This window comes from Polynucleobacter sp. MG-Unter2-18, assembly GCF_018687675.1.
In the GTDB taxonomy this organism is placed as follows: domain Bacteria; phylum Pseudomonadota; class Gammaproteobacteria; order Burkholderiales; family Burkholderiaceae; genus Polynucleobacter.
In genome coordinates, this window is sequence record NZ_CP061302.1 from 1,374,366 (window position 1) to 1,400,203 (window position 25,838).

Consider the following 25,838-nt stretch of genomic DNA (forward strand, 5'->3'; position numbering starts at 1 on the left):
CAATGAATAGGTAGGTCAGGTGCCGGATTACCAGCGCTTAGTTTTTACGTTTTGGACATGAAGGTGCTCGCCCTTTTTGACTGGGGCTACTACCTTGCCAATATCAACGCCGTATTTCATTACCGTGTCACCTGGCTTGAAATCGTTCAATGAAATTTTGTGACCAATAGGAATGTCACTTTCAGACTTGATATTTAGAGTAAGGTCACCATCCATAACCCAACCAATTAGGTCTGTTCCAGCCTTTACACCCTCGACTACTACTACACCTACGCCATCTGCTGGCTCATGCACGACAAAGTGGATCATTACTATCTCCTCAATAATCTCGTTTATAAAAAACTACTCAGTCCATGACTGGCGAATGCCAGTCTGAATTTCTTCCACAACCACATCTGAAACTGTGACGCCATCACTCAATCCTGTAGCGCGCTGCTGAAAACGACGTTGTCCAGGAAGACGGGTACCAGCATCGGCACTTAAGACCTGCAAGAAATCCTGAATACGGCTTGCAAAAATAGATGCGCCCGCCAAACCAGGATCAATCGTTAAGATCAACTGTCCAATACGCGGGCGATTACCTTTAGGATCAAAAAAGGAATCCGCTTCATAAGAAAAGCGACTACCTGAAAGCCCAACTACTAGTAATTCAACAATTAGGGCAAGTAAGGCTCCTTTGTCGCCACCCAAAGGAAGCATTAAGCCCTTCAAGCCTTCTTGCGGATCAGTAGTCGGCTTACCATCTGCAGTCAATGCCCAGCCTTCCGGAATGGCTTGACCATTTTTTGCTGCAACCAATAGCTTTCCGCGGGCCACTGCGGAAAGTGACATGTCTATAACTAAAGGGTCGCCGCCAGGGGTGGGAAAAGCCGCAGCTAAGGGGTTAGTTCCAAAGATGGCTTTGCTACCACCAACCATCGGCATCGCAGCTGGAGTATTTCCAAACAGCAAAGAGACGTAACCTGCTCGTGCCGCAGCTTCAACATAATGTCCCGCAACACCAAAATGATGGCTATTGGTCACAGCCACTAAACCAAGACCATTTTTTGAGGCTAGATTCACCGACAGGTCAGTTGCAAACCGTAGCGCAGGAAAAGCTAGGCCATCACGCGCATCAACCAAAGCAGCTGCCGTTTTAAATGGCCGAACCCTTAACTTAGGATCTAGCTCAATTCGACCATTTTTTGCATGTGCAGCATATTGGGGAACTCTCGCCAAGCCATGCGAAGCCAATCCATCCAACTCCGCCAGTGCCAGAAACTGAGCAGTCTCATAAGCCGCTTTTGAATTAATGCCAGCAGCCTTGAGCCCTGAGTTTGCTAACGCAAGAATCTCTGGATAGCTCAGATTCATGAGTGCTCACCGCGAATAAGGCTGCTCAAAAGCAGGGTTTTCAGGGCTTGACTAGATCTAGCTTTAGGGAACAAAATAACTGACATATCTGAATCATATAGATGATTTAGATATCTTGCAATACCCAATTCGTGGTGCAGTGCAGAAGGAGTCTTGAAGTACTGTGGAATGAATGGAGGAGACAGAAGTAATGAATAAGCATATAACTATTAAATAGCAGTTGAGTATATTTTTTTCACAGCGAAATAGCTAAGATATAAAGATCAAATTACCACTGGAGGTCACCGATGTTGAAGATTCAAAAATTGAAGATAAGCAGACGTTTAGTTTTACTTGCAGGAGCACTGACTCTTGCATTCCCTCAATTAGCAATAGCACAATCCTGGCCAACAAAGCCGATCAAATTAATTATTCCTTTTGCAGCTGGTGGCACTACGGATATTCTTGGCCGACTCTTAGCTCAGCAGTTAACAAAAGATTTAGGACAAAACGTCATTGTTGAAAATAAAGGTGGCGCTGGTGGCAATATTGCCGCTGAATTTGTAGCGCAAGCACCAGCAGATGGCTATACCATCATGCTCGCCTCCGGCAGTATGCTTACCGTGAATCCTAGTTTATATAAAAGATTGCCAGTAAATTACAGCAAAGATTTTGTGAATATTACTAATGTTGCTAGCGGCCCCATGTTGCTATCTGTCAGCAGCAAAATCCCTGTTAAGAACTTAAATGAATTTATTACCTATGCAAAAACTAAGGATCTGAATTTTGGCTCTGCAGGCATTGGAAGCCAAGTTCATATGGCTGCTGAAAACTTAACTTATTCCGCCAATATCCCAGCGACCCATGTGCCTTATAAGGGTGAATCTGCTGCTATCAATGATTTAGTATCGGGACAAATAGACTTTATGGTTGGCAATCTTACTGCAGCAACAGGTTTTGCAAAAGCCGGTCAAATTAAGCCAATTGCCGTAACTAGCGCTAAACGTGTCAAGCAACTTCCCGATGTTCCTACAGTTGCCGAAAGTGGCATACCTGGTTTTGAGAGTACTGGTTGGTTTGGTTTAGTGGCACCGGCCAACACACCTAAGGTCATTACGGACAAAATCTATGACGCCACTGTTAAGGCAGTGAAGTCTGAAGCTATGCAAAAGAGCTTGGATTTGAATGGCTTAACTGCAATAGCGAATACTCAGAAAGAATTTGATGCTCAGATCAAAGCTGAATCAGCTAACTGGGAAAAAGTAATTAAGGGTCGCAACATTAGCACCCAGTAAAAATTACTAGCGGAATATAAAAAGCGAGGATTAATCCTCGCTTTTTATTTGCCCTGGAAATATTTTACGTGATCTGTCTAAACAATAACATTGAACCCGCAAATACTAATATTGACCCATAGGCTATACGCATAGAAGTATTGCTTAGCTTAGTGTGAACATGGGAGCCCACCCAAATACCCAAGAAAGTTACTGGCATTAGGCAAACTGCAAGGCCGATTACCTCCCAACTTAAGATGAGTCCTGTTACCAGCATTAAGGTAAGACGCAAAAATGTCAGCATAAAAATAGCAAATGCCATGGTTGCGCGCAGCACCTTTGGATTAGTAATCCGCAAACCAAGATAGGAAACGTATAGTGGGCCTCCGGTAGCAAATAGTGCAGTAAATACACCCCCGAAAAAACCAGAAGGTATCGCCCACCACCTGCTAATCGGATCGAAAGTTTCTACATTTCTCATCACTAATACACGTATGCCATTGATGGCTGCAAATATCCCGAGAATTAGCAGTAAAGGTTCGCTTGGCGCCTTTACTAACAAGAAGATTCCCAAGATCATCCCGACTATGCTGAAAGGAAATAGCCATTTTAATTCTTGGATATTTGCATCGCCAGATGACTTTCTGCCGATATAAAGTGAGGCGCAGATATCAATGATGACCATCATTGGAACTACAACTTTAAGAGGGTACATTTGCACCAGCAAGGGGACAGCCACTATTGACGAGCCGAATCCAGAAACTCCAAAGATGAAGAATCCACAAAGAACTACTAGAGCTGCAAGCGCAAATGAAACCGGCTCAATCAATTCAAAGATATTAAGCCTCTACTAAAATAGTCTCGCCCGGTTTGACCATCGTAAATTGAACGGGTCTGTTTTCAATTTCTAAACCTCGAGATTGCAGATAGACTGCCGTGAAATAGGACTCTTCCAAAGATCCTGCATCAGGAAAATCCTCACGATAGTGTGCCCCTCTTGAGTTTTCACGAGAAAGAGCGGCCTCCGTGACAGACTTGCTCACCAAAATGAGATTATTTAGATTCATCCAATCCTGCCATGTAATGCTGTACTGCCTTTGGATATCACCCACTCCCATTTGGTCTAACTGCTGACCTAACTGATCTAACTTAGTACGAGCACGTAACAAACTTTCTCTTGTTCTAGAGATACCCACGTCATCCCACATACATTCTGCCAAGGCATCTCGAATCAATTCAATATCGCCTGCCGGCCTCTCTAATGGAGCCTCATGCGCCTTGATACTAGCGCGCACCACTTCCATATTGCACTCTTGTAAAGTTTGAGACATCACCCAATGTGCCATTTCCTCGCCAGCTATACCGCCATATACAGTGGAGTTAGCTACACCGTTACCACCTAGGCGATTTGCTCCGTGCACCCCGCCAGTATCTTCACCTGCAGCAAATAAGCCTGGTAACTCTGTGCTGCAGTCCGCCTTGAAGATTAATCCACCCATCATGTAATGCGCAGTGGGCACTACCTCTACTAGATCTCCTGCCAAATCAAAGCCGCTGTCTGCACATCGCTCAACCATACCTTTAAATTGCTTGCGCACATTATCAGGACCTAAGTGACTCATCTGAATATAGACACCGCCATTAGGAGTAGATCTACCTGCACGAATTTCAGAATTAATCGATCGCGAAACGATATCCCGAGTAGCACGCTCATTGCGCGGATCGTAGTTACCCATGAAGCGTTCTTTATTGCCGTTGAGCAAATATCCACCTGCGCCACGCAACCCTTCCTCAAGCACGGTTCCCGTCATCCTAGTGCCAGGTCCCGCCAGTAAGCCGGTAGGATGAAATTGCACCATCTCCATATCGCGCAAAGTAAGACCTGCACGAAGTGCCATAGCCAAGCCATCACAACTCTTATCACCCGATGGTGTGTGGTACTTGTACATAGTAGGTCCACCACCTGTGGCTAGCAGAACTGCCTTTGCTCGCACCAGGGTAAATTGACCAGTCGTCATATCGAGCATTAATACACCAGCGAGAGACTTTCCATCAGCACTATGAATTAACTCGACTGCCCTATGCTCCTCAAGTCGATGAATTCCTCTCGCCCATACCTGCTCAGCCAGTCGACTGATAATTTCAATTCCAGTTAAATCGCCCTTGTGAACTGTCCGGTCAAAAGTTTGACCCGCAAATGCTTTTTGATGAACTGTGCCATCTGGATTGCGATCAAAGAAACAGCCGAGCTCATTCTCAAGCTCACGAATACGTTCAACCGACTTATTTACCAATGTCCATGCCAACTCTTGGTCCGACAACCATTTACCACCTTCGATTGTGTCCATAAAATGACGTTCAACAGAGTCGCCCTCTGCTAGCGCCACGTTATAACCACCTTGCACCATACGAGTACAACCACATTTACCCAGCAATCCTTTTACGGCAATGGTGATATGTAGATTTGGGTTAGTTTGATGGGCGTGCAGAGCTGCAAAAAGCCCTGCGCCACCAGAACCTAGAATGAGAATGTCTGTCTCAAGAGTGGTGATATTCATGAGGCAATTCCTAAGCTCTTTAGTACGGCCTCTTTCTTGCGTGCAACGTCACTTTTTACTTCTTGATAAATACTACCGCCGTGACTATCCATCGCTACTAGCAAAGGTCCAAAATCTTTAATCTTGAAACGCCAGAGAGACTCTGGATTGAGATCATCCATATCCACATCTTCAATTTGCTCAATCCACGTTGTCTCTAGCGCTGCTGTGCCTCCGATAATTGCTAGATACACGCCACCAATTTCCTGAAAAGCTGCCGCAGATTCTTCTCGCATACCGCCCTTACCGACAATCATTCGTACGCCATTCTCGGTCATCAGTGGACGCGTAAAACGCTCCATGCGATCTGATGTGGTTGTACCAATACAGATTGCTTGATATCCAGCTGGGAATTCCTCACTCACTACTACCTTGCGCACATTAGGAGCCGTATGAATCACTGCATGACCATGGAGATCAAAGCGAGTTTTTCGACCCTTATCAAACATATGAATTTGCGTAGCATCCCGAATACCAAATAAGGTGTTTTGCAGAGTCACTGTGTCATTAATACGTAGTTTTCGAATATCTGATTCGCTAACAGGGGTTGGAAGCTTGTAATGGGCCATCTTGATCCCTAGAAACCGTAAGTCACGCCATCAGGCGTAAAGGTTGCTCGCGCTCTACGCGCTGAGTGGCACTGCATATTTACGGCTACTGGATTTAAGGTGATATGAGTATGGGCAAGCTCCACATGAACAGCAAACGCTGTGCCGTCACCACCCAGGCCTTGCGGGCCAATACCTAATTTGTTCACAGCAGCAGTTAATTCTTGCTCTAGCTTAGCACCTTCTTCATCACTGCACACACTACCCAATGCTCTTGTAGCAGCACACTTGGCCATCGCAACACATTGCTCAGAGGTGCCACCGATACCAACACCGACGATGGTTGGCGGACAAGTCTTGCCTCCCGCAGAAACAACACTATCAATAACAAAGGCTTTAACACCATTAATTCCATCAGCAGGAATGGCCATCTTCAAAAAAGAATTGTTTTCTGAACCGCTTCCTTTTGGGACCATCTCGATTTCAATCATCTCATCATCATCACAAAAATCGATGCTGATTGCCGGCATATCAATACCGCAGGATGTGTGATTATTCTTGCGCGTGATGGGATGCACTACTGAAGAACGTAATGGGTATTCAGTAGTTGCACGCTCGCAACCTTTACGAATCGCCGCCTTGAGTTCCATGCCATCTAGTTGCACATTACGGCCAATCTTGACTTTATAAATTGGTAAGCCAGTGTCTTGGCAAAGTAAATTATCCTCACGCTCTGCAACAGCAATGTTGGTGATCATAGTTTTGAGAACCACCTGTGCACGCGCATCTGATTCACCTTGATTTAAGCGCTCAATACCGGCTTTAACATCATCTGGAAGCACCTTTAAGGCGCGTATGTAGAGCTCCTTGCAAGCCTCTTCAACTGCTTTCATTTGCAACTGCATAAATTACCCAATCAATTTGCCAAATACAAAAATAAGAGGCCGCAAGCAATACCGAACAAAATAGCCACTTGGGTCCAAGCCTTACGAAGTCCGCGCCATGGACCAAACTCAATCATGATGAGTCGAATTCCGCCCACCAAATGGATCGCTAACAAAATAACCAAAACCCACTCACCGACTTTAAAGACCCAAAAGTCCGTTAAGCCCAGATAGCGCTCAAACCCACTGGCGCCACGCAAAGACTGAGAAAGCATCAAAAAATGTAAGGGGATGAAGCAAGCCAGTAGCAGGCCGGAAAAGCGATGGCATGCATATGCAAAGTAAGAGAGATGAGACTTTGCGCGTAAATCAAGCTTTGGCCTTGGGCTCATAACGCACCGCCGGAATAGACACCAACGACTGCGGTGGTCCCTAGAATGAGTATAAGAACTGCAAGCAGCGAAGATAGAGCTTTAGAAATAAACCCCTTGGAAAACGTTTCTTCAAGAATATTCGCCAATCCAATCGGCGCATGCACAAAGCAGGCCAAAACAAAAATCTCATAAAAAATAGCAAAAGCAATATTGCCTTGGGTGCGCCCCAGAATCTCTTCAGCAGTTAAGCCACCGCGTATTGCATAGAAAATAATGACGAGGTGGATGCTGACGCAAAGACCTAAAACCATAGCGCTGATTCTTTGGGCATACCAAAACTTTGCCTGCATCACGGCTTGACTCATAACTTGCCCCACTTACTTCCTCGTACAGCAGCTCTTGCTACTAACTTTTTCAACCCAGCAATACTGGCTGTAGGCTCAAGTTTCTTAGGACAACGCTCTGTACAGGATCCCTGCGTATGACATGCGTGGCAACCTTCATCACCAGCAACGGCACGTAGGCGATCTAATTGCTGTACATCACGCACATCATTCGTTAAGGTCCAAGCGCGATTTAGGGCAGCTGGGCCGAGATAGTTAGGGCGGCTCTGCACAACTTCACAAGAGGAGTAGCACACTCCACAACCGATACATTCGATACCGGCATTAGCTAATTGACGTTCAGGTGACTGCGGCTCTACTCTTGAAAAATCATCATGACGGGTTTTATCTCCCTTAAAAAAACCAACCGCACCCTTCCACTTATTAAAGAACTCTCGCATATCGGTAGCAAGGTCTTTAATGACTGGTAGATTATTCAGAGGGGCAATCTCTAGAGAATCCCCTTCAACAATTTGGGAAACGTGAGTTCGACAGGTCCAGCGAGCAACGCCGTTGACTGTCATGGCGCAAGAGCCACACATACCCACCCGACAAGCGAATCGGTAGCTAAGAGTTGGATCTAGCTTGCGCTGAATAAAGGTAACGACATCTAGTACCGTTTGATTTGGATTGCGAGGCACCAAATACTCAACAAACTCACCCTCTTGAGCACCGCGCCAAACTTTGACTTTGAGATCTGTATTAGACATGAGCTCATTATATCGATAGATAGTAAAAAATAAATCGAATATAATTTTCTTTGAGATAAATAAATAATTTATATTAAATTCCATGTCCAGCATAAAAGTACTCAAGAATTTTTTAGCCATTTCAAGGCATAAGAGCGTGGCAGCGGCTGCACGTGAAATAGGCCTCACGGCCGCTGCCGCTGGACAGCAATTGCAACAACTAGAAGCGGATATTGGTGTGGAGCTATTTGATAGAACAAAGCGCTCTATGACCCTCAATCATCATGGCAGATCCTTGGTTGAGCCCATTCAAGAAATCATTGCGCGCTACGAGGCCCTAGGATCGGACTTTAAATCTGAACTCAGCGGCACCATTGTTCTGGGCGCACTGGTCTCAACCTTAATGGGCGCCTTTGGAAATACCTTAAATGAGCTCAAGCAGAACTACCCAGAACTTGAAATTAAACTCATTGCAGGCCTATCTAGCAACTTTTTAGAGCAAGTCATTGAAGGCAGCTTAGATGCAGCAATAGTGACTGAGTCACCCTATGCCTTACCCCAAAATGTTCAATGGACGGAGCTATATACAGAGCCCATGATTGTGATCTATCCAGCAATCAAAAATAAGAAAGGATTTACACCAAAGGAGTTGGCGAATCAATTTCCGTTCATCCGTTTTGAGCGAAATACATGGACAGGCCATCTCGTAGATCAAACCATTCGGGCGAATAAGTTAAGCATTAAAGAAGGTATGGAGCTCAATTCTGTAGAGGCAATCATTGAGCTTGTAAGACAAGGGCTTGGATATTCCATTGTTCCCAAGCTAGCCAACGTTTCTTGGGAAAACGACCGCCAATTGAAGATATCTGCATTGCCTGGAAAAACAATTTATCGAAAAGTTGGTTTACTAGAAAAACGCAAACATTCTCGTGAAAATATCACCCAAGAGATTAAGAAATACTTCCTAGATGAAGTTATTGCAAAGAGAAAAACCACCCCATAGGGTGGTTTGAAAAATAAATCTATGGAGGTACTACCTAAGAATGAACAACAACTTCATCGTATTCCATTGAAATTCTCCCCCAATTCAGTTTTGCTTACTTAATGTGCGTAATGCCTCATATTGGTGCAATGGGCGTTGATGCCTAAGCGCCTGCTATTTACAAGGATACTTTGCCTCAAAGAATCGAATCAATGTCTTGGCTGCGCGCTCCTGATTGAATTGGGGATTATTTTGGTTCCAAGCCAAGAACTCCTGAAGAATAACTTCCCTGGTGCCAGCTTCCGATGAGAAACAAATACTCATCTTTTGTTTTGAATTGCGATTAGCAAGATAAGCCTGATAAACACCCTCTCCAAAACCAAAGCAAAAGTTCTGAGCATCCGCATCGTTGAGGTTTTTGCATAGCTCAACCAATGCAGTAGTGGAGGCATCATTTTTAGGCAGGTCGGACTGAGCAAAAGCATTTACCTGCGACAGCAAGACTGCACCAATGACAAGTGGGATTATCCGGAATAGTTTCATAGTGTCTTCTTTAGAGATTAACGCCTAAATCCACCCATACGACCACCGCCAAAACCGCCGCGACCACCGAATCGATCATCATTCATTCGATCAGCACGCGCTTGCTCTCGCATCGCATTTTCTTGGGCAGCCTCACGATAGGTATTTGGATTACTACGATCTTGCTGGTAATCATTTCTTGCCTCTTGATTTAGGCGATCAGCTTGAGCGCGCTCTTGTGGCGTAGCATTTTTCTGAAAGGCGCTATCTGCGCGCTGCCCCGCTGCTCTTGCCGCTTGTCGATCTTGCGGAGTCGCATTATTTTTCCAGTCATTGAGAAGTCGCTGTTGGTTCTGAATGCTACTCGGACCAATCAGCCCCCTATTCGTTCTTCCGGGAGAATTTGTATTATTCACATTAATCGTGCCATCAGACCAACTAGGCGTGGACCAAAATGCACCACCTACTGCCATCCCAAGACCAAATGACATCATTCCCCAGGCGGGGTTATAAGCAGGATATGGCGGGTAGTCTGGATAAGGCCACGCTCCATAAACAACCGTGGGGTTATAGCTCGGCACGTAGACCACTTGAGTATTGGCGGGACCAATTAATACGTTCGAGTTAGCATCAGTACTGACTGTAATTTGCTGATTTGACTTGAGAGTTCCAGCCTGCACGGCGCGTTTACGTAAAATCTGCACCGCCTTCATCGTATCTGCGGGTTGTAGCTTGTAGGCATTACCCAAATTTTGGGTCCACTGCAACTTACTACCCATCATATTGAATGCTTGCGGGAATGCGATCAGTGACTTCACACTATCGTTCCATGATTGTGCTTTGAGAGCATCTTGTAATGCAGCGCCATTTAGACTGGAATTGCTGTTACGCCAGTTATAGGCTTCAGCCACTTCCAGTGGATAAGTTGATGCCAATAGCATCAAAGACAGCAAGGAGTCTGGGTATAAAGCAATCGGAGAGAGTAAGGACTGCAATTGCTCTGATGAAATCAACTGTGGCGAACTGCTATAGCCCCCACTTTGAGTATAGGACTGTGGATAGTCGATATTTTGATAGGGATCACTATTATTTGAGCAAGCACTCAAGAGCGCTGTAAGCCCAATCAAATATCCTGCTTTATTCTGAATATTCATACACTCATTAATCCTCTTGTATTTCTAGAGTGTAATACCGAGCCAGAAATTAATGATTTTCTTTAGCGTGGTTAATGGAGTATTTCGGGATCTCAATGACTAGGTCCTGGCGCGCCACAATAGCCTGACAAGATAAGCGAGACTGAGGATTGAGTCCCCATGCACGGTCTAATAAATCTTCTTCATTCTCATCAGGCTCATTCAGACTCTGATAACCCTCTCTCACAATCACGTGACAAGTAGTACAAGCACAGACCATATCGCAGGCATGCTCAATCGGAATATGGTTTTCTAGCAAGGCTTCACAAACAGAAGTGCCTGGAGTCACTTCAAGCACCGCACCTTCAGGGCAATACTCGCTATGGGGTAGAACGACGATCTGAGTCATTTAGGTAATTTTCTTTTCTTAAATTTCTGCAACATTCTTACCGGCTAACGCCCTCTTAATACTGGCATTCATACGCTTTTGAGCAAACTCGTCGGTAGCCTTGGCAGCATGATCGACTGCTTTTCTGAGAATGGCACTATCAGTTTCTTCTGTAAGCAACTTTTGCAAGACGGCCATTTCTTGATCAACCTCAGCCTGCTCTTGAGAGTTCAATAATCCACGATCAGAATCCAAAGCAGTTTGTACGGCATCTAGTAATCGCTGGGCATTCACTTGCTCTTCACGCAAAGATCTTGAGAGGAGATCTATTTTGGCTGAGGCAAAACCATCTTGCAGCATGCGGGCAATCTCAGCATCAGTCAAACCATATGATGGCTTAATATCTATTGAGGCTTGCACACCTGAACCCTGCTCCGTGGCGCTTACGGAAAGTAATCCATCTGCATCCACTTGATAGGTCACCCGAATACGGGCAGCACCAGCAGCCATTGGCGGAATGCCACGCAATTCAAACTTGCCTAAAGAGCGACAGTCTTGTGCCAACTCTCTCTCACCCTGTACCACCTGAATTGCTAAAGCAGTTTGGCCATCCTTAAAGGTCGTGAAATCCTGAGCACGCGCTACCGGTATAGGTGTGTTCCGAGGAATAATTTTTTCTACCAAGCCACCCATGGTTTCAACGCCAAGAGATAGTGGAATGACATCTAAGAGGAGCCACTCATCATCCTTACTTTGATTGCCTGCAAGCAAGTCAGCTTGCATTGCGGCGCCTAAAGCAACAACCTGATCTGGATTGAGATTGTTTAAGGGCTTGGTGCCGAAGAGCTCGCCCACCGCACGTTGCACCTGAGGCATGCGAGTTGCTCCACCAACCATCACAACACCTTTGACTTCATCAGCCTTAAGGCCTGCATCGCGCAAAGCCTTCTTCACAGCAACTAAAGTCTTATTGATTAAGTTTTGGGTGATTTCAAAAAACTGCGCCTGGCTCACTCCCACATTAATCACAGTGCCATCAGCAAGGATTTCATGAACGCGTGCTAACGGGTTATGACTCAGTTGCTCTTTCGCATGTTTGCAAGAAAGCAAGAGCTTACGGTGATCTTGAATCGACAGTGGTGGAAGCTTAGCTTGCTCTATCACCCAACAATAGAGACGATGGTCAAAATCATCGCCACCCAAAGCAGAATCGCCGCCAGTAGAGAGCACTTCAAATACCCCTCTGCTCATACGCAGAGTGGAGATATCAAAAGTGCCACCACCTAAATCGTAAACCGCATAGATTCCTTCGGAAGCATTATCTAAACCATAGGCAATGGCAGCAGCAGTAGGCTCATTAAGTAGACGTAAAACTTCAATACCAGCCAACTTCGCAGCATCTTTAGTTGCTTGACGCTGAGCATCATCAAAATAAGCAGGCACAGTAATCACTGCACCAACGATGTCGTCATTAACTGAGTCTTCCGCCAACTGGCGCAAGCGTGCCAGAATTTCTGCTGAAACTTCAATGGGACTCTTATCACCCGCCACTGTTTTGATCTTTAACATCCCGGGCTCATCGACAAAGTCGTAAGGAGCGCTTTCAATATTCTCTACATCCACAATACCCCGGCCCATGAAACGTTTCACAGAAACGATCGTATTTTTGGGATCAGAGACAATACTTTCAGAGGCCTCGAAGCCCGCTTGGGTTCTACCATTTGGGAGATAACGCACCACCGAAGGGAGTAATTCGCGCCCCTCTGAATCAGGGAGAACCTGAGGCAAGGCATCCCGCACAATTGCGACCAAGGAGTTAGTGGTACCTAAATCAATACCTACCGCAATCCGACGCTGATGCGGAGCAAGTGATTTACCGGGTTCGGAGATTTGTAATAAGGCCATGGGGTCTAGAGTGTAAAGCTATACCAAAGCTGAGATAGCATCATCTAGCTCTAGCGCAAACTTATCAATAAAAAGCAGACCTCTAAGTAACTCAGCTGCGCGCTCATAGTTCTTAGCTCTATCAATAGCCTGTGTAATTTCTACCAAGATATCTCGCTTGGCTTGATCAACCTCTTCAGCCAGAGCTTCTAGAGCTCCGAGATCCTCATCTTGATCCTCAAGACTTTCACGCCATTCCATTTGCTTCATCAGAAAAGCAGCTGGCATGGCCGTATTAGTCTCTAGACGCGCATCCACTTTGTGGAGTTGGCAAAGATAGAGCCCACGCTGAATGGGATTTTTCAAAGTTTGAAATGCAGTATTTGCTAGGGTAGCCATTTGCATTGCCAGCCTTTGCTCGGTATCGCTACCGCGAGCATGGCGATCGGGATGCACTTCTTTTTGGATCGCCAAATAGGCTTGATCTAGTGCAGACAAATCGAGATTGAATTGCTGCTCTAAACCAAAGAAATTAAAGTAATTGTCAGACGCGGAAGGATTCACCACAACCACACTCATCTTTTACATTCGGGTTTTGGAACTTAAAGCCTTCGTTCAAACCTTCACGTACAAAGTCTAATTCGGTGCCATCTAAGTAGGCCAAGCTCTTGGGATCAATAAAGATGGTGATGCCATTAGATTCAAATTTCGCATCTTCAGGAGCAACCTCATCCACATACTCCAATTGATAGGCTAAGCCCGAGCAACCGGTCGTGCGAACACCCAAGCGTAAGCCGCAACCTTTTCCGCGCTTATCTAAATTGCGCTGAACATGTTTTGCTGCTTTGTCGGTTAAGGTAATTGCCATGATGAAGCCTCTTTATCTTTACAGGGCCGGATGCTTTTCTTTGTAATCAGCCACTGCTGCCTTGATAGCATCTTCAGCCAAGATAGAGCAGTGAATTTTTACTGGTGGCAAAGCCAACTCTTCAGCAATCAAGGAGTTCTTAATCTCCAAAGCTTGATCCAAAGTTTTCCCTTTTACCCACTCAGTAACTAATGAGGAGGATGCGATCGCAGAACCACAACCATAGGTCTTGAACTTGGCATCTTCAATCACGCCCTGATCGTTTACACGAATCTGTAGCTTCATCACGTCACCACACGCAGGTGCGCCGACCATGCCGGTACCTACTTGGTCATCGCCTTTTTCAAAAGAACCCACATTGCGGGGATTTTCATAATGATCAATTACTTTGTCGCTATATGCCATGGTGTTTTCTCGCTATCTCTTTTATCTTTAATCTTGCTTCAATACATTCAATGCTTATTCAATAATTCTTAGTGAGCTGCCCACTGGATGGTGCTGAGGTCAATACCATCCTTAAACATTTCCCATAAAGGTGAAAGTTCACGCAACTTCGCAATCTTCTCTTTAACCAATTTGATCGTGAAATCCACTTCTTCTTCAGTAGTAAAGCGTCCCAAAGTAAAACGAATTGAGCTATGCGCCAATTCATCATTGCGGCCAAGAGCACGCAAAACATAAGAAGGCTCTAAGGATGCCGAAGTACATGCAGAACCAGAAGAGATAGCTAGGTCTTTCAAGGCCATCAACATCGATTCACCCTCAACATAGTTAAAGCTGATGTTGAGGTTATGTGGAACACGATGGTCCATATCTCCGTTAACGTAAACCTCTTCAATATCTTTCAAACCATTGAGCAAGCGATCGCGCAAAGCACGAATACGAGCATTGCCTGAAGCCATCTCAAGACGTGCGATACGGAAAGCTTCGCCCAAACCAACAATTTGGTGCACAGCTAAAGTGCCAGAACGCATACCGCGCTCATGACCGCCACCATGAATCTGCGCCTCAATACGAATACGGGGCTTACGACGCACAAACAAAGCGCCGATACCTTTTGGGCCATAAGACTTATGAGCAGAAAAGCTCATTAAATCTACTTTAGTTTTCTCTAAATCAATTTCAACTTTGCCAGTAGCTTGCGCTGCATCCACATGAAAAATCACACCACGTGAGCGGCATAACTCGCCAATGCCTGGAATATCTTGGATCACGCCAATCTCATTATTGACGTACATCACTGACAACAAAATAGTGCCCGGCTTCATTGCCGCTTCTAGCTGAGCAAAATCAATCAAACCATTTGGAAGAACATCTAAGTATGTAACTTCAAAACCTTCGCGCTCAAGTTCGCGGCAAGTATCTAAAGTAGCCTTGTGCTCTGTCTTCACCGTAATGATGTGATTGCCACGATCTTTATAAAAGTGCGCCGCACCCTTAAGCGCTAAATTAATACTTTCAGTCGCGCCGCTAGTAAATACAATTTCCCTTGGGTCGGCATGCACCAACTGAGCTACTTCTGAACGCGCCCACTCAACCGCTTCCTCTGCAGCCCAACCGTAGGCATGGCTACGAGATGCGGCATTACCAAACTGCTCACGCAAGTAAGGCAACATCTTATCTACCACGCGCGGATCGATCGGAGTGGTAGCCGAATAGTCCATATAAACCGGAAAATGCTTAGGACTAAACATCGGGATTGACTGCTGGGGAATGTCTTGTGGTGCGTTCATTTTTTGCTTATCGATTTATGGGTAAAGAGATGAATCTCTTGGATTAACTTTGCCGAGCCAAATTAAAAACAGAATTCACAAGAGGACGCTTCGGGGCATCTTCTTTCTTTGCTGCGACTGCTGGTGCTAGCTTTTCTGCTTTAACACTGTCAGCCTTGATTTTCTTGGGACGCAAATCATGCAATACGATTCCACGTCCAGACTGCTGGTGCACCAAGTCTCGTAGTGACACGGAACTCAAGTACTCCACCATCTTCGCATTCAAATTCGACCAAAGATCATGGGTCATGCAATGACCTTGACTTTCCTCGTCGCTATGACAATTGCCCTTACCGCCACACTGCGTTGCATCCAGGGGCTCATCAACGGCCACAATGATGTCAGCCACACTAATTTCCTCAGATTTACGGGCCAGGGTGTAACCACCGCCAGGACCACGAGTACTTTCAACGATGTTGAAACGGCGTAACTTGCCAAATAGTTGCTCTAAATAAGAGAGAGAAATCTTCTGTCTTTGGCTAATTCCGGCCAAAGTTACAGGCCCGTGCGTCTCACGCAGGGCTAAATCGATCATTGCGGTTACTGCAAAACGGCCTTTAGTTGTAAGTCTCATATGTCACCTTGGTAATGGATTGTTATGGACAGCTAACAGTCGGGCGGGTAATACCCGACCATTCCACTCAACTTTACCATATACCCCACTAAATTGCTCAGGAATTAACCCCTCAATTTAGATGGCGTCTCGGGAACGTGCGCCAAATGCCATTTCCTTCACCTTAGTCAATCTATCGCGGGTGGAAGCGGCCTTCTCAAACTCCAAATTCTTGGCCTCAGAGTTCATTTGCTTCTCTAAACGCTTGATTTCGCTGGCTAAATCCTTCTCGCCCATATCCTCATAGCGCGCCCGCTCCTGCTCAACTTGCATCTCAGAGCGCTTCTCTTTGACGTCATAGACCCCATCAATAATGTCTTTAATGCGCTTTTTAACGCCACGGGGCTCAATCCCATTAGCCTTATTGAAAGCAATTTGTTTGGTGCGACGACGCTCGGTTTCGCCCATGGCTCGCTTCATGGAATCGGTAATGCGGTCAGCATACAAAATCGCCTTACCTTTGACGTTTCGTGCTGCCCTACCAATGGTTTGAATCAAACTGCGCTCAGAACGCAAGAAGCCCTCTTTATCTGCATCCAAGATTGCAACCAAGGAGACCTCTGGAATATCTAAGCCCTCACGTAATAAATTAATACCTACCAATACGTCAAAGACGCCTAAACGCAAGTCACGCAGAATTTCTACGCGCTCCACCGTATCGATATCGGAGTGCACGTAGCGCACTTTTACTCCGTTATCTGATAGGTAATCAGTAAGTTGTTCAGCCATGCGTTTTGTTAACACCGTTACTAAAACGCGTTCATGGACTTTGACTCGCTCATGAATCTGATTCAGTAAATCATCCACCTGAGTACTTGCTGGCAATACTTCAATTTCTGGATCAACCAATCCGGTGGGTCTAGCTACCTGCTCTACTACTTGGCCGGTATGCGTATTTTCATAATCAGCCGGTGTTGCAGAAACAAAGATGGTTTGACGCATCTTGGTTTCAAACTCAGTAAATTTGAGTGGACGGTTATCCATTGCTGAAGGCAAGCGGAATCCAAACTCCACTAAGGTATGTTTGCGAGACTTGTCGCCGTTGTACATTGCATTGAGCTGACCGATGAGGACATGACTCTCATCTAAAAACATGAGTGCATCATTGGGCAGGTAGTCGACCAAGGTAGGCGGCGCCTCACCAGGCATAGCGCCTGAGAGGTGGCGAGAATAGTTCTCAATGCCTTTGCAGAAGCCTAATTCGTTGAGCATCTCTAGGTCAAAGCGGGTACGCTGCTCTAAACGCTGCGCTTCAACCAGCTTGCCGTCTTTTACAAATTCATCTAAGCGAATGCGTAACTCTGCTTTGATGGTTTCAATTGCTTTGAGAACCGTATCACGCGGCGTGACGTAGTGCGAGCTTGGATAAACGGTAAAGCGTGGAATCTTCTGACGAATTTTTCCAGTGAGTGGATCAAAGAATTGCAAGCTCTCGATAACATCATCGAAGAGCTCAACGCGAACAGCTAATTCATTATGCTCAGCCGGAAAAATATCAATCGTGTCGCCCCGAACTCGGAAAACACCACGCTTAAAATCGGTTTCATTGCGATCGTATTGCATCGCAATTAAGCGCATCAAAATATCGCGCTGACTCATCTTGTCGCCAGGACGTAAAGTCATCACCATGCTGTGATAGTCACCTGGATTACCAATACCGTAAATTGCGGATACGGTTGCTACGATGATGACATCTCGTCGCTCCAATAAACTCTTAGTAGCAGACAGTCGCATTTGCTCGATATGTTCATTGATTGATGAATCCTTTTCAATAAACAAATCACGTGTCGGAACGTAGGCCTCCGGCTGGTAGTAATCGTAGTAACTAACAAAGTACTCCACCGCATTTTTAGGGAAAAATTCCCGAAACTCACTATAGAGCTGGGCAGCTAGGGTCTTGTTTGGGGCAAAAATGATGGCGGGACGACCTGTCCTAGCAATCACATTAGCCATAGTGAAGGTCTTACCCGAGCCAGTCACGCCCAACAGCGTCTGAAAGGTCAAACCATCCTCAATACCAGCCACCAAAGCGTCAATTGCAGCCGGCTGATCACCAGCGGGCGGAAATGGCTGATAGAGCTGAAATGGGGAATCTGGGAAGGAAACGAATTTAGCTGGGTCTAAATCGTGGCCTACCTCGCCCAAAGGATCGACTACAGGGGTTTTCTTGCTTTCGGCAACTGGGGAATTCGAGGAAGTTTTAGGCAACTTGGGGGGCATCTCAGCTATCATTTCAACTGTAAGTTTTAGTTCACAGCGAATTTTGTACAAACATTGATTTTGCCGTTTTTATTTAGAAATAGTTGAATCTAGCCTCAAAAACAGCCACTCAAAGCAAATTTAACTGAAATATTCCCTTATCCACCCTTTCTGACCATCAAATGAACCTTTTTACTTCAGTCCAGCTAGCCCCTAAAGACCCTATTTTTGGCCTCACAGAAGCCTATGTCGCCGATCAACGTGCAGACAAGGTCAACCTAGGTGTTGGCGTGTACTACACCGACGAAGGCAAGGTGCCTCTTTTGAAGGCAGTGATTCAGGCCGAAGAGGCGATTGTTGCAAAGCACTCACCGCGTAGCTACATTCCAATCGAAGGTCCAAATCCTTACAACAGCGCAGTTCAGAACTTATTATTCGGCGCTGACTCATCGCTCATCAAAGATGGTCGCGTGGTTACCGCCGAGTGCCTTGGTGGAACTGGCGCATTGCGAGTTGGCGCTGACTTCATTAAGCGCCTCAACTTAAATGCGCCATGCGCAATTAGTAATCCAACCTGGGAAAATCACCGCGGCATTTTTGAATCTGCTGGCTTTGAGGTAGTTGAGTACACCTACTTCGATGGCAAAACCCGCGGTGTAGATTTTGATGGCATGGTGAAGTCCTTAGAGTCTTTCCCAAAGTACACCACCGTATTGCTACACGCTTGCTGCCACAACCCAACTGGTGCTGACATTACCGAAGCGCAATGGCGTCAAGTGATCGATATCTGTAAAGCGAAAGACCTCATTCCATTTTTAGATATGGCCTACCAAGGCTTTGCTGATGGTATTGAGAAAGATGGCATTGCTGTGCGCTTGTTTGCGGATTCCGGCATGTCTTTCTTTGTATCGAGCTCCTTCTCCAAATCGTTCTCGCTTTATGGTGAACGCGTTGGCGCTTTGTCTATCGTGACGCAAAGCAAAGATGAGTCTACTCGTGTGCTCTCTCAATTGAAGCGCGTGATTCGTACAAATTATTCCAATCCTCCAACTCACGGTGCCGCAATTGCAGCCGCTGTTTTGAATTCACCAGAACTCAGACAGCTTTGGGAAGATGAATTAGCACAGATGCGTGATCGCATAAAAGCAATGCGTCATGGTCTCGTAGAAAAATTGGCTGCTGCTGGCGTGAAGCAAGACTTTGCTTTCATTGAAGCTCAGCGTGGAATGTTTTCTTACTCCGGATTAAGCGCTGAACAAGTAGATCGCCTACAAAAGGAAGATGGTATTTATGCCCTTTCCACGGGTCGTATTTGTGTAGCCGCCCTCAATACCAAAAATATTGACAAGGTAGCTCAAGCAATCGCCCGCGTATTGGCTTAAAAGCAAGTAATCAGCGGTTACACTGGATCATCAGGAGGCATCATGCTTTATCAGTTACACGAATTTCAAAAAGCCTTACTTCAACCAATGAGCTCATGGGCTCGCGCTGCATCTGAAGCATTTATCAATGCTTCCAATCCAGCGTCAAAGGTTCCGGGGTCTGAACGTCTAGCTGCAAGTTATGAACTGCTCCATCGTCTTGGTAAAGACTATAAAAAACCAGAATTTGGTATCCGCTCAGTACAGGCGCATGGTCGCGAAGTAGCGATTCATGAAAGAACGATTGTTGCCAAACCGTTTTGTAATTTAATTCGCTTTAAGCGTTTTTCTGATGATCTTGAAGCCATCAAAAAACTCAAGGGCGACCCAGTGGTCTTAGTAGTAGCTCCCCTGTCTGGTCACCACTCTACATTACTACGTGATACTGTACGCACCCTGTTGCAAGATCATAAGGTTTACATTACCGACTGGATTGATGCTCGCATTGTCCCTGCTGAAGACGGCAGCTTTAGTTTGGATGACTACGTTCACTACATTCAAGATTTCATTCGTGCTATTGGTGCAGATGATTTACACGTGATCTCGGTATGTCAACCAACCGTTCCTACTTTGGGTGCAATCTCATTAATGGCCTCTGCTGGTGAGAAAACGCCCGCTTCAATGATCATGATGGGCGGTCCAATTGATGCGCGCAAATCACCAACTGCGGTTAACAACTTGGCCGATCAAAAGTCCTATGACTGGTTTGAAAGTCATGTGATTTACAAGGTACCGCCAAGCTATCCAGGCGCTGGTCGTAAGGTCTATCCAGGTTTTTTACAGCACACTGGCTTTATTGCCATGAACCCACAAAACCACATGCAGTCACATTGGGATTTCTTCCAAAACTTGGTGCGTGGAGATGAACAAGATGCTGCATCCCATATTCGTTTTTATGATGAATACAATGCAGTGTTGGATATGGATGCTCAGTATTATCTAGATACCATTAAGACGGTTTTCCAAGACTATGCTTTACCGAACGGCACATGGGCGGTATCAGGCGATTTAGTTAAACCACAAGATATTAAGAAAACTGCACTTCTCACTGTTGAAGGCGAGTTGGACGATATCTCCGGTAGCGGACAGACTCGCGCTGCACATGCCTTGTGTGCAGGAATTCCGAAAGCCGATAAGGATCACTACGAAGTTGCTGGCGCTGGCCACTATGGTATTTTCTCTGGTCGCCGTTGGCGCGAGAGGGTGTATCCAAAGATTAAATCGTTTATTCGTGAACACCAAGGCGTACAAAAGAAAACTCGTGCTAGACCTCCGAAACTAGAAGGCTCAAAGTCTGCATAAATCAGCGGCGCGACTTTCGAGTCGCGCTTCTAGTTTTAGGGCTCACCAATTGCAATGAATATGAAGCAGACGAAAGAACTTGCAGATCGTCTCGAGGATATCCTTCCTCAAACCCAATGCACTAAATGCAGCTACCCAGATTGCCGAGCCTATGCACAAGCAATGGCAACTGGCGAGGCTTTGCCTAACCGCTGCCCTCCTGGCGGCGTAGAAGGCATTGTGCGGCTGAGCGCAATTCTGACACCCCTATTTCCTCAAGATGCGTTTGAACTACACCCCAGCATTAATCCTGAATGTGGCTTAGAGCGCCCTAGACCAGTTGCATTCATCGACCCTAAGACTTGTATTGGTTGCACGCTTTGTATTCAAGCTTGCCCTGTAGATGCGATTGTGGGTGCCTCTAAGCAAATGCATGTGGTCTTAAGTGATTGGTGCACTGGTTGTGATCTCTGTATTCCCCCTTGCCCTGTAGACTGCATCACCATGCAAGATGTCACTGACCAAAAGACTGGCTGGGATGCCTGGTCTCCAGAGTTAGCGGATGCGGCGCGCGCAAGATATGCAACTCGTAATGTCCGACTGGATCGCGAGCAACGCGACAATGATGAACGACTAGCAAAGAAAGCTGCCGCCAAACTAGTTGCAGTAAATGCAGAGAATCCCGATTCAGAAGAAGCCCGAAAAGAACAGGAAAGAAAGCGAGCCATCATCGCCGCAGCGATCGCGCGAGCTCAGCAACAAAAATGATGAATCTCGAAAAGCGCCAAGCTTTCTTTGAGCTACTTAGGGAAAACAATCCCCATCCAGAAACCGAATTGGAATATAGCTCTCCGTTTGAACTGCTCATTGCTGTATTGCTATCGGCGCAAGCAACTGATATTTCAGTAAATAAGGGTACGCGTCAGCTATTTAAGATTGCCAACACGCCCCAAGCCCTTCTGGATCTGGGTGAGCAAGGTGTGAAGCCTTTTATCCAACACATTGGCTTATTCAACTCCAAGGGCAAGCATATTCAAGAGACTTGTCGACTACTGCTTGAAAAGCATGGTGGTGAAGTCCCTCAAAATCGCGAAGAGCTAGAGTTGCTCCCAGGCGTTGGCAGAAAGACTGCGAACGTAATTCTCAATACTGCCTTTGGTCAACCCACTATGGCTGTAGATACCCATATCTTTAGAGTCTCAAACCGAACTGGTTTGGCACCCGGTAAAGATGTTCTGAAAGTTGAAGCGCAATTACTCAAGCGCATCCCAAAAGAGTTTTTAATGGATGCACATCATTGGCTTATTCTGCATGGCCGATATACCTGCAAAGCCCGTAATCCGGATTGTGAGCAATGTATTGTTGAGCCTCTCTGCAGCTTTAAACAGAAAACTGGTAAAGGAAAAGTTCGTGGCAATATTTAATCCGACCCGCGAAGAGGTTAGGCGCTTTTTTTGTGACGCCTGGAAGAAGAAAACTGGAGATCAAATTCTGACGCCAATGGAAACGCTTGCTAGCGATTGGATGGCTCAGCACCCGGAATATCATGCTCTCCTAGCTGATCCAGAGGGCGCAATTGCGCAAGATTACACGCCAGAGCGTGGCGAGACTAATCCTTTCTTGCACCTCTCCATGCACTTATCGATTAGCGAACAAACCTCGATCGATCAACCCCCAGGTATTAAGGAAGTTTCTGAAAAGTTAGCAAAGAAACAGGGCTCTACGCATGAAGCTCAGCACGCCATGATGGAATGTCTAGGACAGGTGATGTGGGAAGCGCAACGTGAGGGACAAGCACTCAGCCCCGAGAAATATCTAGAGGCGCTTCAGAAATTGATCTAGTAACTTCGCTTCACGAGCATTCTCTTGCTCAGAATCACGGTAGAGATAACCAAAAAAGCAAAGACCATATTCATTAAGGTGATGCGATCATCCAAGAAAAAACTCGATGCCAACAGCGTACAAAAAGGTTGAATCAATTGCACTTGACTGACCCTTGCAATGCCACCGACAGCAAGACCCTCATACCAAAAGAAAAAGCCCAAGTACATCGGAAATATACTGAGGTAGACAAAGCTTGTCCAAGCAACTACATCAGCACTCCAATACGATGAAGAAAATGTGAAGTAAGTTGCCACGATATTAATAGGCAATGAAACCACTAGCGCCCAAGAAATTACAACACGCGGGTTCATCTTTCGAGATAACTCCCCACCCTCTACATATCCTACACAAGCGCAAATGCCACCCAGTACCAGCAGGATATCTATATAGGTAAAACTTCCAGAATTTTTGAGGAGGGCATACATCATTACCAATGCAGCACCCAAGATGGATACGAGCCAAAAACCGATCGAGGGGCGCTCTTTGAAGCGGATGACTCCGATCACTGTCGTAGCTAAGGGCATCATCCCCAAAATAACGGCACCATGAGAGGATGAGCCCTCCTTCATGGCCAGTGTAGTAAAGATTGGAAAGCCAAAAACTACACCCAGCGCAATCACAGCAAACTTCACTAAGTCAGTTTTACTGGGGAGCGGTACTTGCTTATATGCAAGATAGCTTAAGGCAACTAAACCAGCTAAAGAAGCTCTACCAAAAGCAATGAAGTAAGGATTAAAGCTTTCAACGGTAATCTTACTTACCGGCAAGGTAAGACTAAAAACGAGAATGCCAATAAAGCCAATAAGCATTCCCTTGGTTTCTTTATTCACTGTCAACCTTGGGAGAGAAAAACACTACTGAACTATTTTAGGAAAGTGTAGCAATGGCGGCTTTGATTGCTGCAGGCAATTGACTTGCAAGCTGCTGACGTTCCGATAGCTTACTCAGAGATAGTTCTTGAACTCTTGTTGACCACGCAGATCCCGGAAAGAAAGCATCATCCTTATATCTGGGAATCACATGCCAATGTATGTGGGGAACCATATTGCCTAAGGCTGCAATATTGACCTTATCTGGACACATCATATGCCTTATCGCTTCCTCTACCGCAAAGACTAAGGACATCAGATGTTCGCGCTCACCACGGGTGAGATCAGTCATTTCAGTGACATGATGATTCCAGATGACCCTACAAAAGCCAGGCAGATCAGGATCATTTACCAAGATGATTCTGCAGTCATCCCCACGCCAAATTAATTGACCCTCTTCAGGTCTAAGCTCTTCTTTACAGAGTACGCAATTAGTCATGGGAAGAATGTAAACGAAAACGGCATCTAAGTCACCCTTATGAGGTAATTTAGATGCCACGACAGTAAGGGTAGATTCTTTTACTGTTCTATTACGAACTACTTAGGGATTACTTAGTGAAACTGCTCTTCCTCTGTAGAACCAGTCAACGCAGTGACTGAAGACTTGCCACCTTGAATTACTGTGGTGACATCGTCGAAGTAACCAGTACCTACTTCCTGCTGATGCGATACGAATGTGTAACCGCGATCACGAGCAGCGAATTCTGGCTCTTGTACTTTCTCGATGTAAGCAGTCATGCCGCGCTGCATATAGTCTTGAGCTAAGTCGAACATGTTGTACCACATGGAGTGAATGCCAGCCAAAGTGATGAACTGATACTTGTAACCCATTGCACCTAATTCGCGCTGGAACTTAGCAATCGTTGCATCATCCAAGTTCTTCTTCCAGTTGAAAGAAGGTGAGCAGTTGTATGCCAACATCTTGCCTGGGAACTTCGCACGAATTGCTTCAGCGAACTGACGAGCAAACTCGAGATCAGGAGTGCCTGTTTCGCACCACACCATATCAGCGTAAGCGGCATATGCCAAGCCACGAGAGATCGCTTGATCCAAGCCCTTACGTGTTTTGTAAAAGCCTTCTGGCGTCCGCTCACCAGTCAAGAATGGCTTGTCATTTGCATCGTAATCCGATGTCAACAAATCAGCAGCCTCAGCATCGGTACGAGCCAAGATAATGGTTGAAACACCCATTACGTCAGCAGCCAAACGCGCAGAAATCAATTTCTGTACTGACTCAGCTGTAGGTAACAATACTTTGCCACCCAAGTGACCGCACTTCTTAACAGAAGACAGTTGATCTTCGAAATGAACACCAGCAGCACCCTGCTTGATCAATGCCTTGCTTAATTCAAACGCATTCAATACACCACCAAAACCCGCTTCAGCATCAGCAACGATCGGAGCAAAATACTCGATATAGCCAGCATCGCCCTTATAGATACCTTTAGCAGTTTGGATCTCATCTGCACGTTGAAATGAGTTATTAATGCGCTCAACCATCTTTGGAACTGAGTCAACTGGATACAGAGATTGATCTGGATACATTGCTGCGTAAGAGTTACCGTCAGCAGCAACCTGCCAACCTGACAAGTAGATGGCTTGAACGCCAGCTTTAACTTGTTGCATTGCCTGTCCACCAGTCAAAGCACCTAAACAGTTCACGTAAGCTTCGTTATTCACCAATTCCCAGAGACGCTCTGCGCCATGTTTCGCTAGTGTGTGCTCAATCTTTAATGAGCCACGGAGACGAACAACGTCCTCAGCCGTGTAACCACGTGTAATACCCTTCCAACGTGGATTGGTATCCCAGTCTTTTTGTAATGCTGCGATTTCTGCTTTGCGATCTGCCATGTTTTTCTCCCTAAGTTAAACAAGTACATCCAATATTGAGACACTCAATACAGACTATGAAGTCTTATGTCTTATATAAGAGTTTAAGTA

29 protein-coding genes are annotated in these 25,838 nt (G+C 45.8%); 7 read left to right on the forward strand and 22 right to left on the reverse strand.

Going from position 1 to position 25,838, the window contains the following annotated elements; translation table 11 throughout:
- Nucleotides 1-27 precede the first annotated feature (27 nt).
- Both C2759_RS07180 and C2759_RS07185 read right to left on the reverse strand, forming a co-directional pair.
- A complete protein-coding gene (locus tag C2759_RS07180; protein ID WP_215354206.1) occupies nucleotides 28-309 on the reverse strand; it encodes a flagellar biosynthesis protein FlgA in 282 nt (93 codons plus the stop codon).
- 33 nt (nucleotides 310-342) lie between these two features.
- On the reverse strand, nucleotides 343-1,353 hold the full coding sequence (locus C2759_RS07185) for an Ldh family oxidoreductase (RefSeq protein WP_215354208.1): 1,011 nt from the start codon (nucleotides 1,351-1,353) through the stop codon (nucleotides 343-345).
- Nucleotides 1,354-1,640: 287 nt separating this feature from the next.
- Between C2759_RS07185 and C2759_RS07190 the strand changes: the two genes are divergently transcribed.
- On the forward strand, nucleotides 1,641-2,627 hold the full coding sequence (locus tag C2759_RS07190; RefSeq protein ID WP_215354210.1) for a tripartite tricarboxylate transporter substrate binding protein: 987 nt from the start codon (nucleotides 1,641-1,643) through the stop codon (nucleotides 2,625-2,627).
- A gap of 64 nt (nucleotides 2,628-2,691) precedes the next feature.
- Here C2759_RS07190 and C2759_RS07195 read toward each other — a convergent pair whose 3' ends face one another.
- Genes C2759_RS07195 through C2759_RS07225 form a run of 7 tightly spaced genes read right to left on the reverse strand, consistent with a single transcriptional unit; the run spans nucleotide 2,692 to nucleotide 8,102 of the window.
- Nucleotides 2,692-3,435, reverse strand: a complete 744-nt coding sequence (locus C2759_RS07195; RefSeq protein WP_215354211.1) for a sulfite exporter TauE/SafE family protein — start codon at nucleotides 3,433-3,435, stop codon at nucleotides 2,692-2,694.
- 10 nt (nucleotides 3,436-3,445) lie between these two features.
- Complete coding sequence (locus C2759_RS07200) at nucleotides 3,446-5,164, reverse strand: L-aspartate oxidase (protein ID WP_215354213.1); 1,719 nt, start codon at nucleotides 5,162-5,164, stop codon at nucleotides 3,446-3,448.
- Entirely contained in the window at nucleotides 5,161-5,772 is a 612-nt protein-coding gene (locus C2759_RS07205) for a fumarate hydratase C-terminal domain-containing protein (RefSeq protein WP_215354215.1), read from the reverse strand. Before C2759_RS07205 ends, C2759_RS07200 begins: the two co-directional genes overlap by 4 nt.
- 8 nt (nucleotides 5,773-5,780) lie before the next feature.
- Complete coding sequence (locus C2759_RS07210; protein ID WP_371816899.1) at nucleotides 5,781-6,644, reverse strand: fumarate hydratase; 864 nt, start codon at nucleotides 6,642-6,644, stop codon at nucleotides 5,781-5,783.
- Between the two features lie 23 nt (nucleotides 6,645-6,667).
- Complete coding sequence (sdhC, locus tag C2759_RS07215; RefSeq protein ID WP_215354219.1) at nucleotides 6,668-7,027, reverse strand: succinate dehydrogenase, cytochrome b556 subunit; 360 nt, start codon at nucleotides 7,025-7,027, stop codon at nucleotides 6,668-6,670.
- Nucleotides 7,024-7,374: a succinate dehydrogenase gene (locus C2759_RS07220; RefSeq protein ID WP_215354221.1), complete on the reverse strand. Its 351-nt coding sequence runs from the start codon at nucleotides 7,372-7,374 to the stop codon at nucleotides 7,024-7,026. The genes sdhC and C2759_RS07220 overlap by 4 nt, the downstream gene beginning before the upstream one ends.
- Nucleotides 7,371-8,102 carry a succinate dehydrogenase/fumarate reductase iron-sulfur subunit gene (locus C2759_RS07225; RefSeq protein WP_215354223.1) on the reverse strand — a complete coding sequence of 244 codons (732 nt, stop codon included), beginning with the start codon at nucleotides 8,100-8,102 and terminating at the stop codon, nucleotides 7,371-7,373. The genes C2759_RS07220 and C2759_RS07225 overlap by 4 nt, the downstream gene beginning before the upstream one ends.
- Nucleotides 8,103-8,184: 82 nt before the next feature.
- On the opposite strand from C2759_RS07225, the gene C2759_RS07230 reads away from it, so the two are divergent.
- Complete coding sequence (locus C2759_RS07230; protein ID WP_215354225.1) at nucleotides 8,185-9,084, forward strand: LysR substrate-binding domain-containing protein; 900 nt, start codon at nucleotides 8,185-8,187, stop codon at nucleotides 9,082-9,084.
- A 153-nt stretch (nucleotides 9,085-9,237) separates the two neighbouring features.
- Here C2759_RS07230 and C2759_RS07235 read toward each other — a convergent pair whose 3' ends face one another.
- The 10 genes from C2759_RS07235 to uvrB all read right to left on the reverse strand — a co-directional run bounded on the left by C2759_RS07235 (nucleotide 9,238) and on the right by uvrB (nucleotide 18,475).
- Nucleotides 9,238-9,606 (reverse strand): Rap1a/Tai family immunity protein, encoded by a 369-nt coding sequence (locus tag C2759_RS07235; protein ID WP_215354226.1) that lies wholly within the window; start codon nucleotides 9,604-9,606, stop codon nucleotides 9,238-9,240.
- A 17-nt stretch (nucleotides 9,607-9,623) separates the two neighbouring features.
- Nucleotides 9,624-10,739, reverse strand: a complete 1,116-nt coding sequence (locus C2759_RS07240; protein WP_215354228.1) for a DUF3300 domain-containing protein — start codon at nucleotides 10,737-10,739, stop codon at nucleotides 9,624-9,626.
- 49 nt (nucleotides 10,740-10,788) lie between these two features.
- Entirely contained in the window at nucleotides 10,789-11,127 is a 339-nt protein-coding gene (gene fdx, locus C2759_RS07245; RefSeq protein ID WP_046330502.1) for an ISC system 2Fe-2S type ferredoxin, read from the reverse strand.
- Between the two features lie 18 nt (nucleotides 11,128-11,145).
- On the reverse strand, nucleotides 11,146-13,011 hold the full coding sequence (gene hscA, locus C2759_RS07250) for a Fe-S protein assembly chaperone HscA (protein ID WP_215354230.1): 1,866 nt from the start codon (nucleotides 13,009-13,011) through the stop codon (nucleotides 11,146-11,148).
- A gap of 18 nt (nucleotides 13,012-13,029) precedes the next feature.
- Entirely contained in the window at nucleotides 13,030-13,569 is a 540-nt protein-coding gene (gene hscB, locus C2759_RS07255) for a Fe-S protein assembly co-chaperone HscB (RefSeq protein ID WP_215354232.1), read from the reverse strand.
- Nucleotides 13,535-13,858, reverse strand: coding sequence for an iron-sulfur cluster assembly protein IscA (gene iscA / locus C2759_RS07260; RefSeq protein ID WP_215354234.1), 324 nt, complete (start codon nucleotides 13,856-13,858; stop codon nucleotides 13,535-13,537). The genes hscB and iscA overlap by 35 nt, the downstream gene beginning before the upstream one ends.
- A gap of 18 nt (nucleotides 13,859-13,876) precedes the next feature.
- On the reverse strand, nucleotides 13,877-14,263 hold the full coding sequence (gene iscU, locus C2759_RS07265) for a Fe-S cluster assembly scaffold IscU (protein ID WP_046330506.1): 387 nt from the start codon (nucleotides 14,261-14,263) through the stop codon (nucleotides 13,877-13,879).
- Nucleotides 14,264-14,331: 68 nt separating this feature from the next.
- Nucleotides 14,332-15,591 carry an IscS subfamily cysteine desulfurase gene (locus C2759_RS07270; protein WP_046330507.1) on the reverse strand — a complete coding sequence of 420 codons (1,260 nt, stop codon included), beginning with the start codon at nucleotides 15,589-15,591 and terminating at the stop codon, nucleotides 14,332-14,334.
- Between the two features lie 43 nt (nucleotides 15,592-15,634).
- Nucleotides 15,635-16,204: a Fe-S cluster assembly transcription factor gene (locus C2759_RS07275; protein ID WP_215354236.1), complete on the reverse strand. Its 570-nt coding sequence runs from the start codon at nucleotides 16,202-16,204 to the stop codon at nucleotides 15,635-15,637.
- Between the two features lie 117 nt (nucleotides 16,205-16,321).
- Nucleotides 16,322-18,475, reverse strand: coding sequence for an excinuclease ABC subunit UvrB (gene uvrB / locus C2759_RS07280; protein WP_251366938.1), 2,154 nt, complete (start codon nucleotides 18,473-18,475; stop codon nucleotides 16,322-16,324).
- Nucleotides 18,476-18,624: 149 nt separating this feature from the next.
- Here uvrB and C2759_RS07285 point away from each other — a divergent pair, with 149 nt between their 5' ends.
- From C2759_RS07285 to C2759_RS07305, 5 genes are read left to right on the forward strand one after another with little or no spacing between them, the layout of a single operon-like run.
- Entirely contained in the window at nucleotides 18,625-19,824 is a 1,200-nt protein-coding gene (locus C2759_RS07285) for an amino acid aminotransferase (protein WP_215354238.1), read from the forward strand.
- Between the two features lie 42 nt (nucleotides 19,825-19,866).
- Entirely contained in the window at nucleotides 19,867-21,165 is a 1,299-nt protein-coding gene (locus C2759_RS07290; protein ID WP_215354239.1) for a polyhydroxyalkanoate depolymerase, read from the forward strand.
- A gap of 60 nt (nucleotides 21,166-21,225) precedes the next feature.
- Nucleotides 21,226-21,912, forward strand: coding sequence for an electron transport complex subunit RsxB (gene rsxB, locus C2759_RS07295; RefSeq protein WP_215354241.1), 687 nt, complete (start codon nucleotides 21,226-21,228; stop codon nucleotides 21,910-21,912).
- The gene (gene nth / locus C2759_RS07300) at nucleotides 21,912-22,568 is read left to right on the forward strand and encodes an endonuclease III (protein ID WP_215356716.1); all 657 of its coding nucleotides are present in this window, start codon (nucleotides 21,912-21,914) and stop codon (nucleotides 22,566-22,568) included. Before rsxB ends, nth begins: the two co-directional genes overlap by 1 nt.
- Complete coding sequence (locus tag C2759_RS07305) at nucleotides 22,561-22,986, forward strand: DUF1841 family protein (RefSeq protein WP_215356718.1); 426 nt, start codon at nucleotides 22,561-22,563, stop codon at nucleotides 22,984-22,986. Before nth ends, C2759_RS07305 begins: the two co-directional genes overlap by 8 nt.
- Here the strand turns inward: C2759_RS07305 and C2759_RS07310 are convergent.
- From C2759_RS07310 to aceA, 3 genes are all read right to left on the reverse strand, one after another.
- Nucleotides 22,983-23,858 carry a DMT family transporter gene (locus C2759_RS07310; RefSeq protein WP_215354242.1) on the reverse strand — a complete coding sequence of 292 codons (876 nt, stop codon included), beginning with the start codon at nucleotides 23,856-23,858 and terminating at the stop codon, nucleotides 22,983-22,985. The genes C2759_RS07305 and C2759_RS07310 overlap by 4 nt on opposite strands.
- Before the next feature lie 37 nt (nucleotides 23,859-23,895).
- Entirely contained in the window at nucleotides 23,896-24,336 is a 441-nt protein-coding gene (locus C2759_RS07315; RefSeq protein ID WP_215354244.1) for an HIT family protein, read from the reverse strand.
- 113 nt (nucleotides 24,337-24,449) lie between these two features.
- Nucleotides 24,450-25,748, reverse strand: a complete 1,299-nt coding sequence (gene aceA, locus C2759_RS07320; RefSeq protein WP_215354246.1) for an isocitrate lyase — start codon at nucleotides 25,746-25,748, stop codon at nucleotides 24,450-24,452.
- Nucleotides 25,749-25,838: the final 90 nt, after the last annotated feature.

Bases quoted from the DNA above. Each gene is read 5' to 3' on its own strand.
- C2759_RS07180 (WP_215354206.1), bottom strand. From the start codon at position 309: ATGATCCACTTTGTCGTGCATGAGCCAGCAGATGGCGTAGGTGTAGTA.
- C2759_RS07185 (WP_215354208.1), bottom strand. From the start codon at position 1,353: ATGAATCTGAGCTATCCAGAGATTCTTGCGTTAGCAAACTCAGGGCTC.
- C2759_RS07190 (WP_215354210.1), top strand. From the start codon at position 1,641: ATGTTGAAGATTCAAAAATTGAAGATAAGCAGACGTTTAGTTTTACTT.
- C2759_RS07200 (WP_215354213.1), bottom strand. From the start codon at position 5,164: ATGAATATCACCACTCTTGAGACAGACATTCTCATTCTAGGTTCTGGT.
- C2759_RS07205 (WP_215354215.1), bottom strand. From the start codon at position 5,772: ATGGCCCATTACAAGCTTCCAACCCCTGTTAGCGAATCAGATATTCGA.
- C2759_RS07210 (WP_371816899.1), bottom strand. From the start codon at position 6,644: ATGAAAGCAGTTGAAGAGGCTTGCAAGGAGCTCTACATACGCGCCTTA.
- sdhC (WP_215354219.1), bottom strand. From the start codon at position 7,027: ATGAGCCCAAGGCCAAAGCTTGATTTACGCGCAAAGTCTCATCTCTCT.
- C2759_RS07220 (WP_215354221.1), bottom strand. From the start codon at position 7,374: ATGAGTCAAGCCGTGATGCAGGCAAAGTTTTGGTATGCCCAAAGAATC.
- C2759_RS07225 (WP_215354223.1), bottom strand. From the start codon at position 8,102: ATGTCTAATACAGATCTCAAAGTCAAAGTTTGGCGCGGTGCTCAAGAG.
- C2759_RS07230 (WP_215354225.1), top strand. From the start codon at position 8,185: ATGTCCAGCATAAAAGTACTCAAGAATTTTTTAGCCATTTCAAGGCAT.
- C2759_RS07235 (WP_215354226.1), bottom strand. From the start codon at position 9,606: ATGAAACTATTCCGGATAATCCCACTTGTCATTGGTGCAGTCTTGCTG.
- C2759_RS07240 (WP_215354228.1), bottom strand. From the start codon at position 10,739: ATGAATATTCAGAATAAAGCAGGATATTTGATTGGGCTTACAGCGCTC.
- fdx (WP_046330502.1), bottom strand. From the start codon at position 11,127: ATGACTCAGATCGTCGTTCTACCCCATAGCGAGTATTGCCCTGAAGGT.
- hscA (WP_215354230.1), bottom strand. From the start codon at position 13,011: ATGGCCTTATTACAAATCTCCGAACCCGGTAAATCACTTGCTCCGCAT.
- hscB (WP_215354232.1), bottom strand. From the start codon at position 13,569: ATGAGTGTGGTTGTGGTGAATCCTTCCGCGTCTGACAATTACTTTAAT.
- iscA (WP_215354234.1), bottom strand. From the start codon at position 13,858: ATGGCAATTACCTTAACCGACAAAGCAGCAAAACATGTTCAGCGCAAT.
- iscU (WP_046330506.1), bottom strand. From the start codon at position 14,263: ATGGCATATAGCGACAAAGTAATTGATCATTATGAAAATCCCCGCAAT.
- C2759_RS07270 (WP_046330507.1), bottom strand. From the start codon at position 15,591: ATGAACGCACCACAAGACATTCCCCAGCAGTCAATCCCGATGTTTAGT.
- C2759_RS07275 (WP_215354236.1), bottom strand. From the start codon at position 16,204: ATGAGACTTACAACTAAAGGCCGTTTTGCAGTAACCGCAATGATCGAT.
- uvrB (WP_251366938.1), bottom strand. From the start codon at position 18,475: ATGATAGCTGAGATGCCCCCCAAGTTGCCTAAAACTTCCTCGAATTCC.
- C2759_RS07285 (WP_215354238.1), top strand. From the start codon at position 18,625: ATGAACCTTTTTACTTCAGTCCAGCTAGCCCCTAAAGACCCTATTTTT.
- C2759_RS07290 (WP_215354239.1), top strand. From the start codon at position 19,867: ATGCTTTATCAGTTACACGAATTTCAAAAAGCCTTACTTCAACCAATG.
- rsxB (WP_215354241.1), top strand. From the start codon at position 21,226: ATGAAGCAGACGAAAGAACTTGCAGATCGTCTCGAGGATATCCTTCCT.
- nth (WP_215356716.1), top strand. From the start codon at position 21,912: ATGAATCTCGAAAAGCGCCAAGCTTTCTTTGAGCTACTTAGGGAAAAC.
- C2759_RS07315 (WP_215354244.1), bottom strand. From the start codon at position 24,336: ATGACTAATTGCGTACTCTGTAAAGAAGAGCTTAGACCTGAAGAGGGT.
- aceA (WP_215354246.1), bottom strand. From the start codon at position 25,748: ATGGCAGATCGCAAAGCAGAAATCGCAGCATTACAAAAAGACTGGGAT.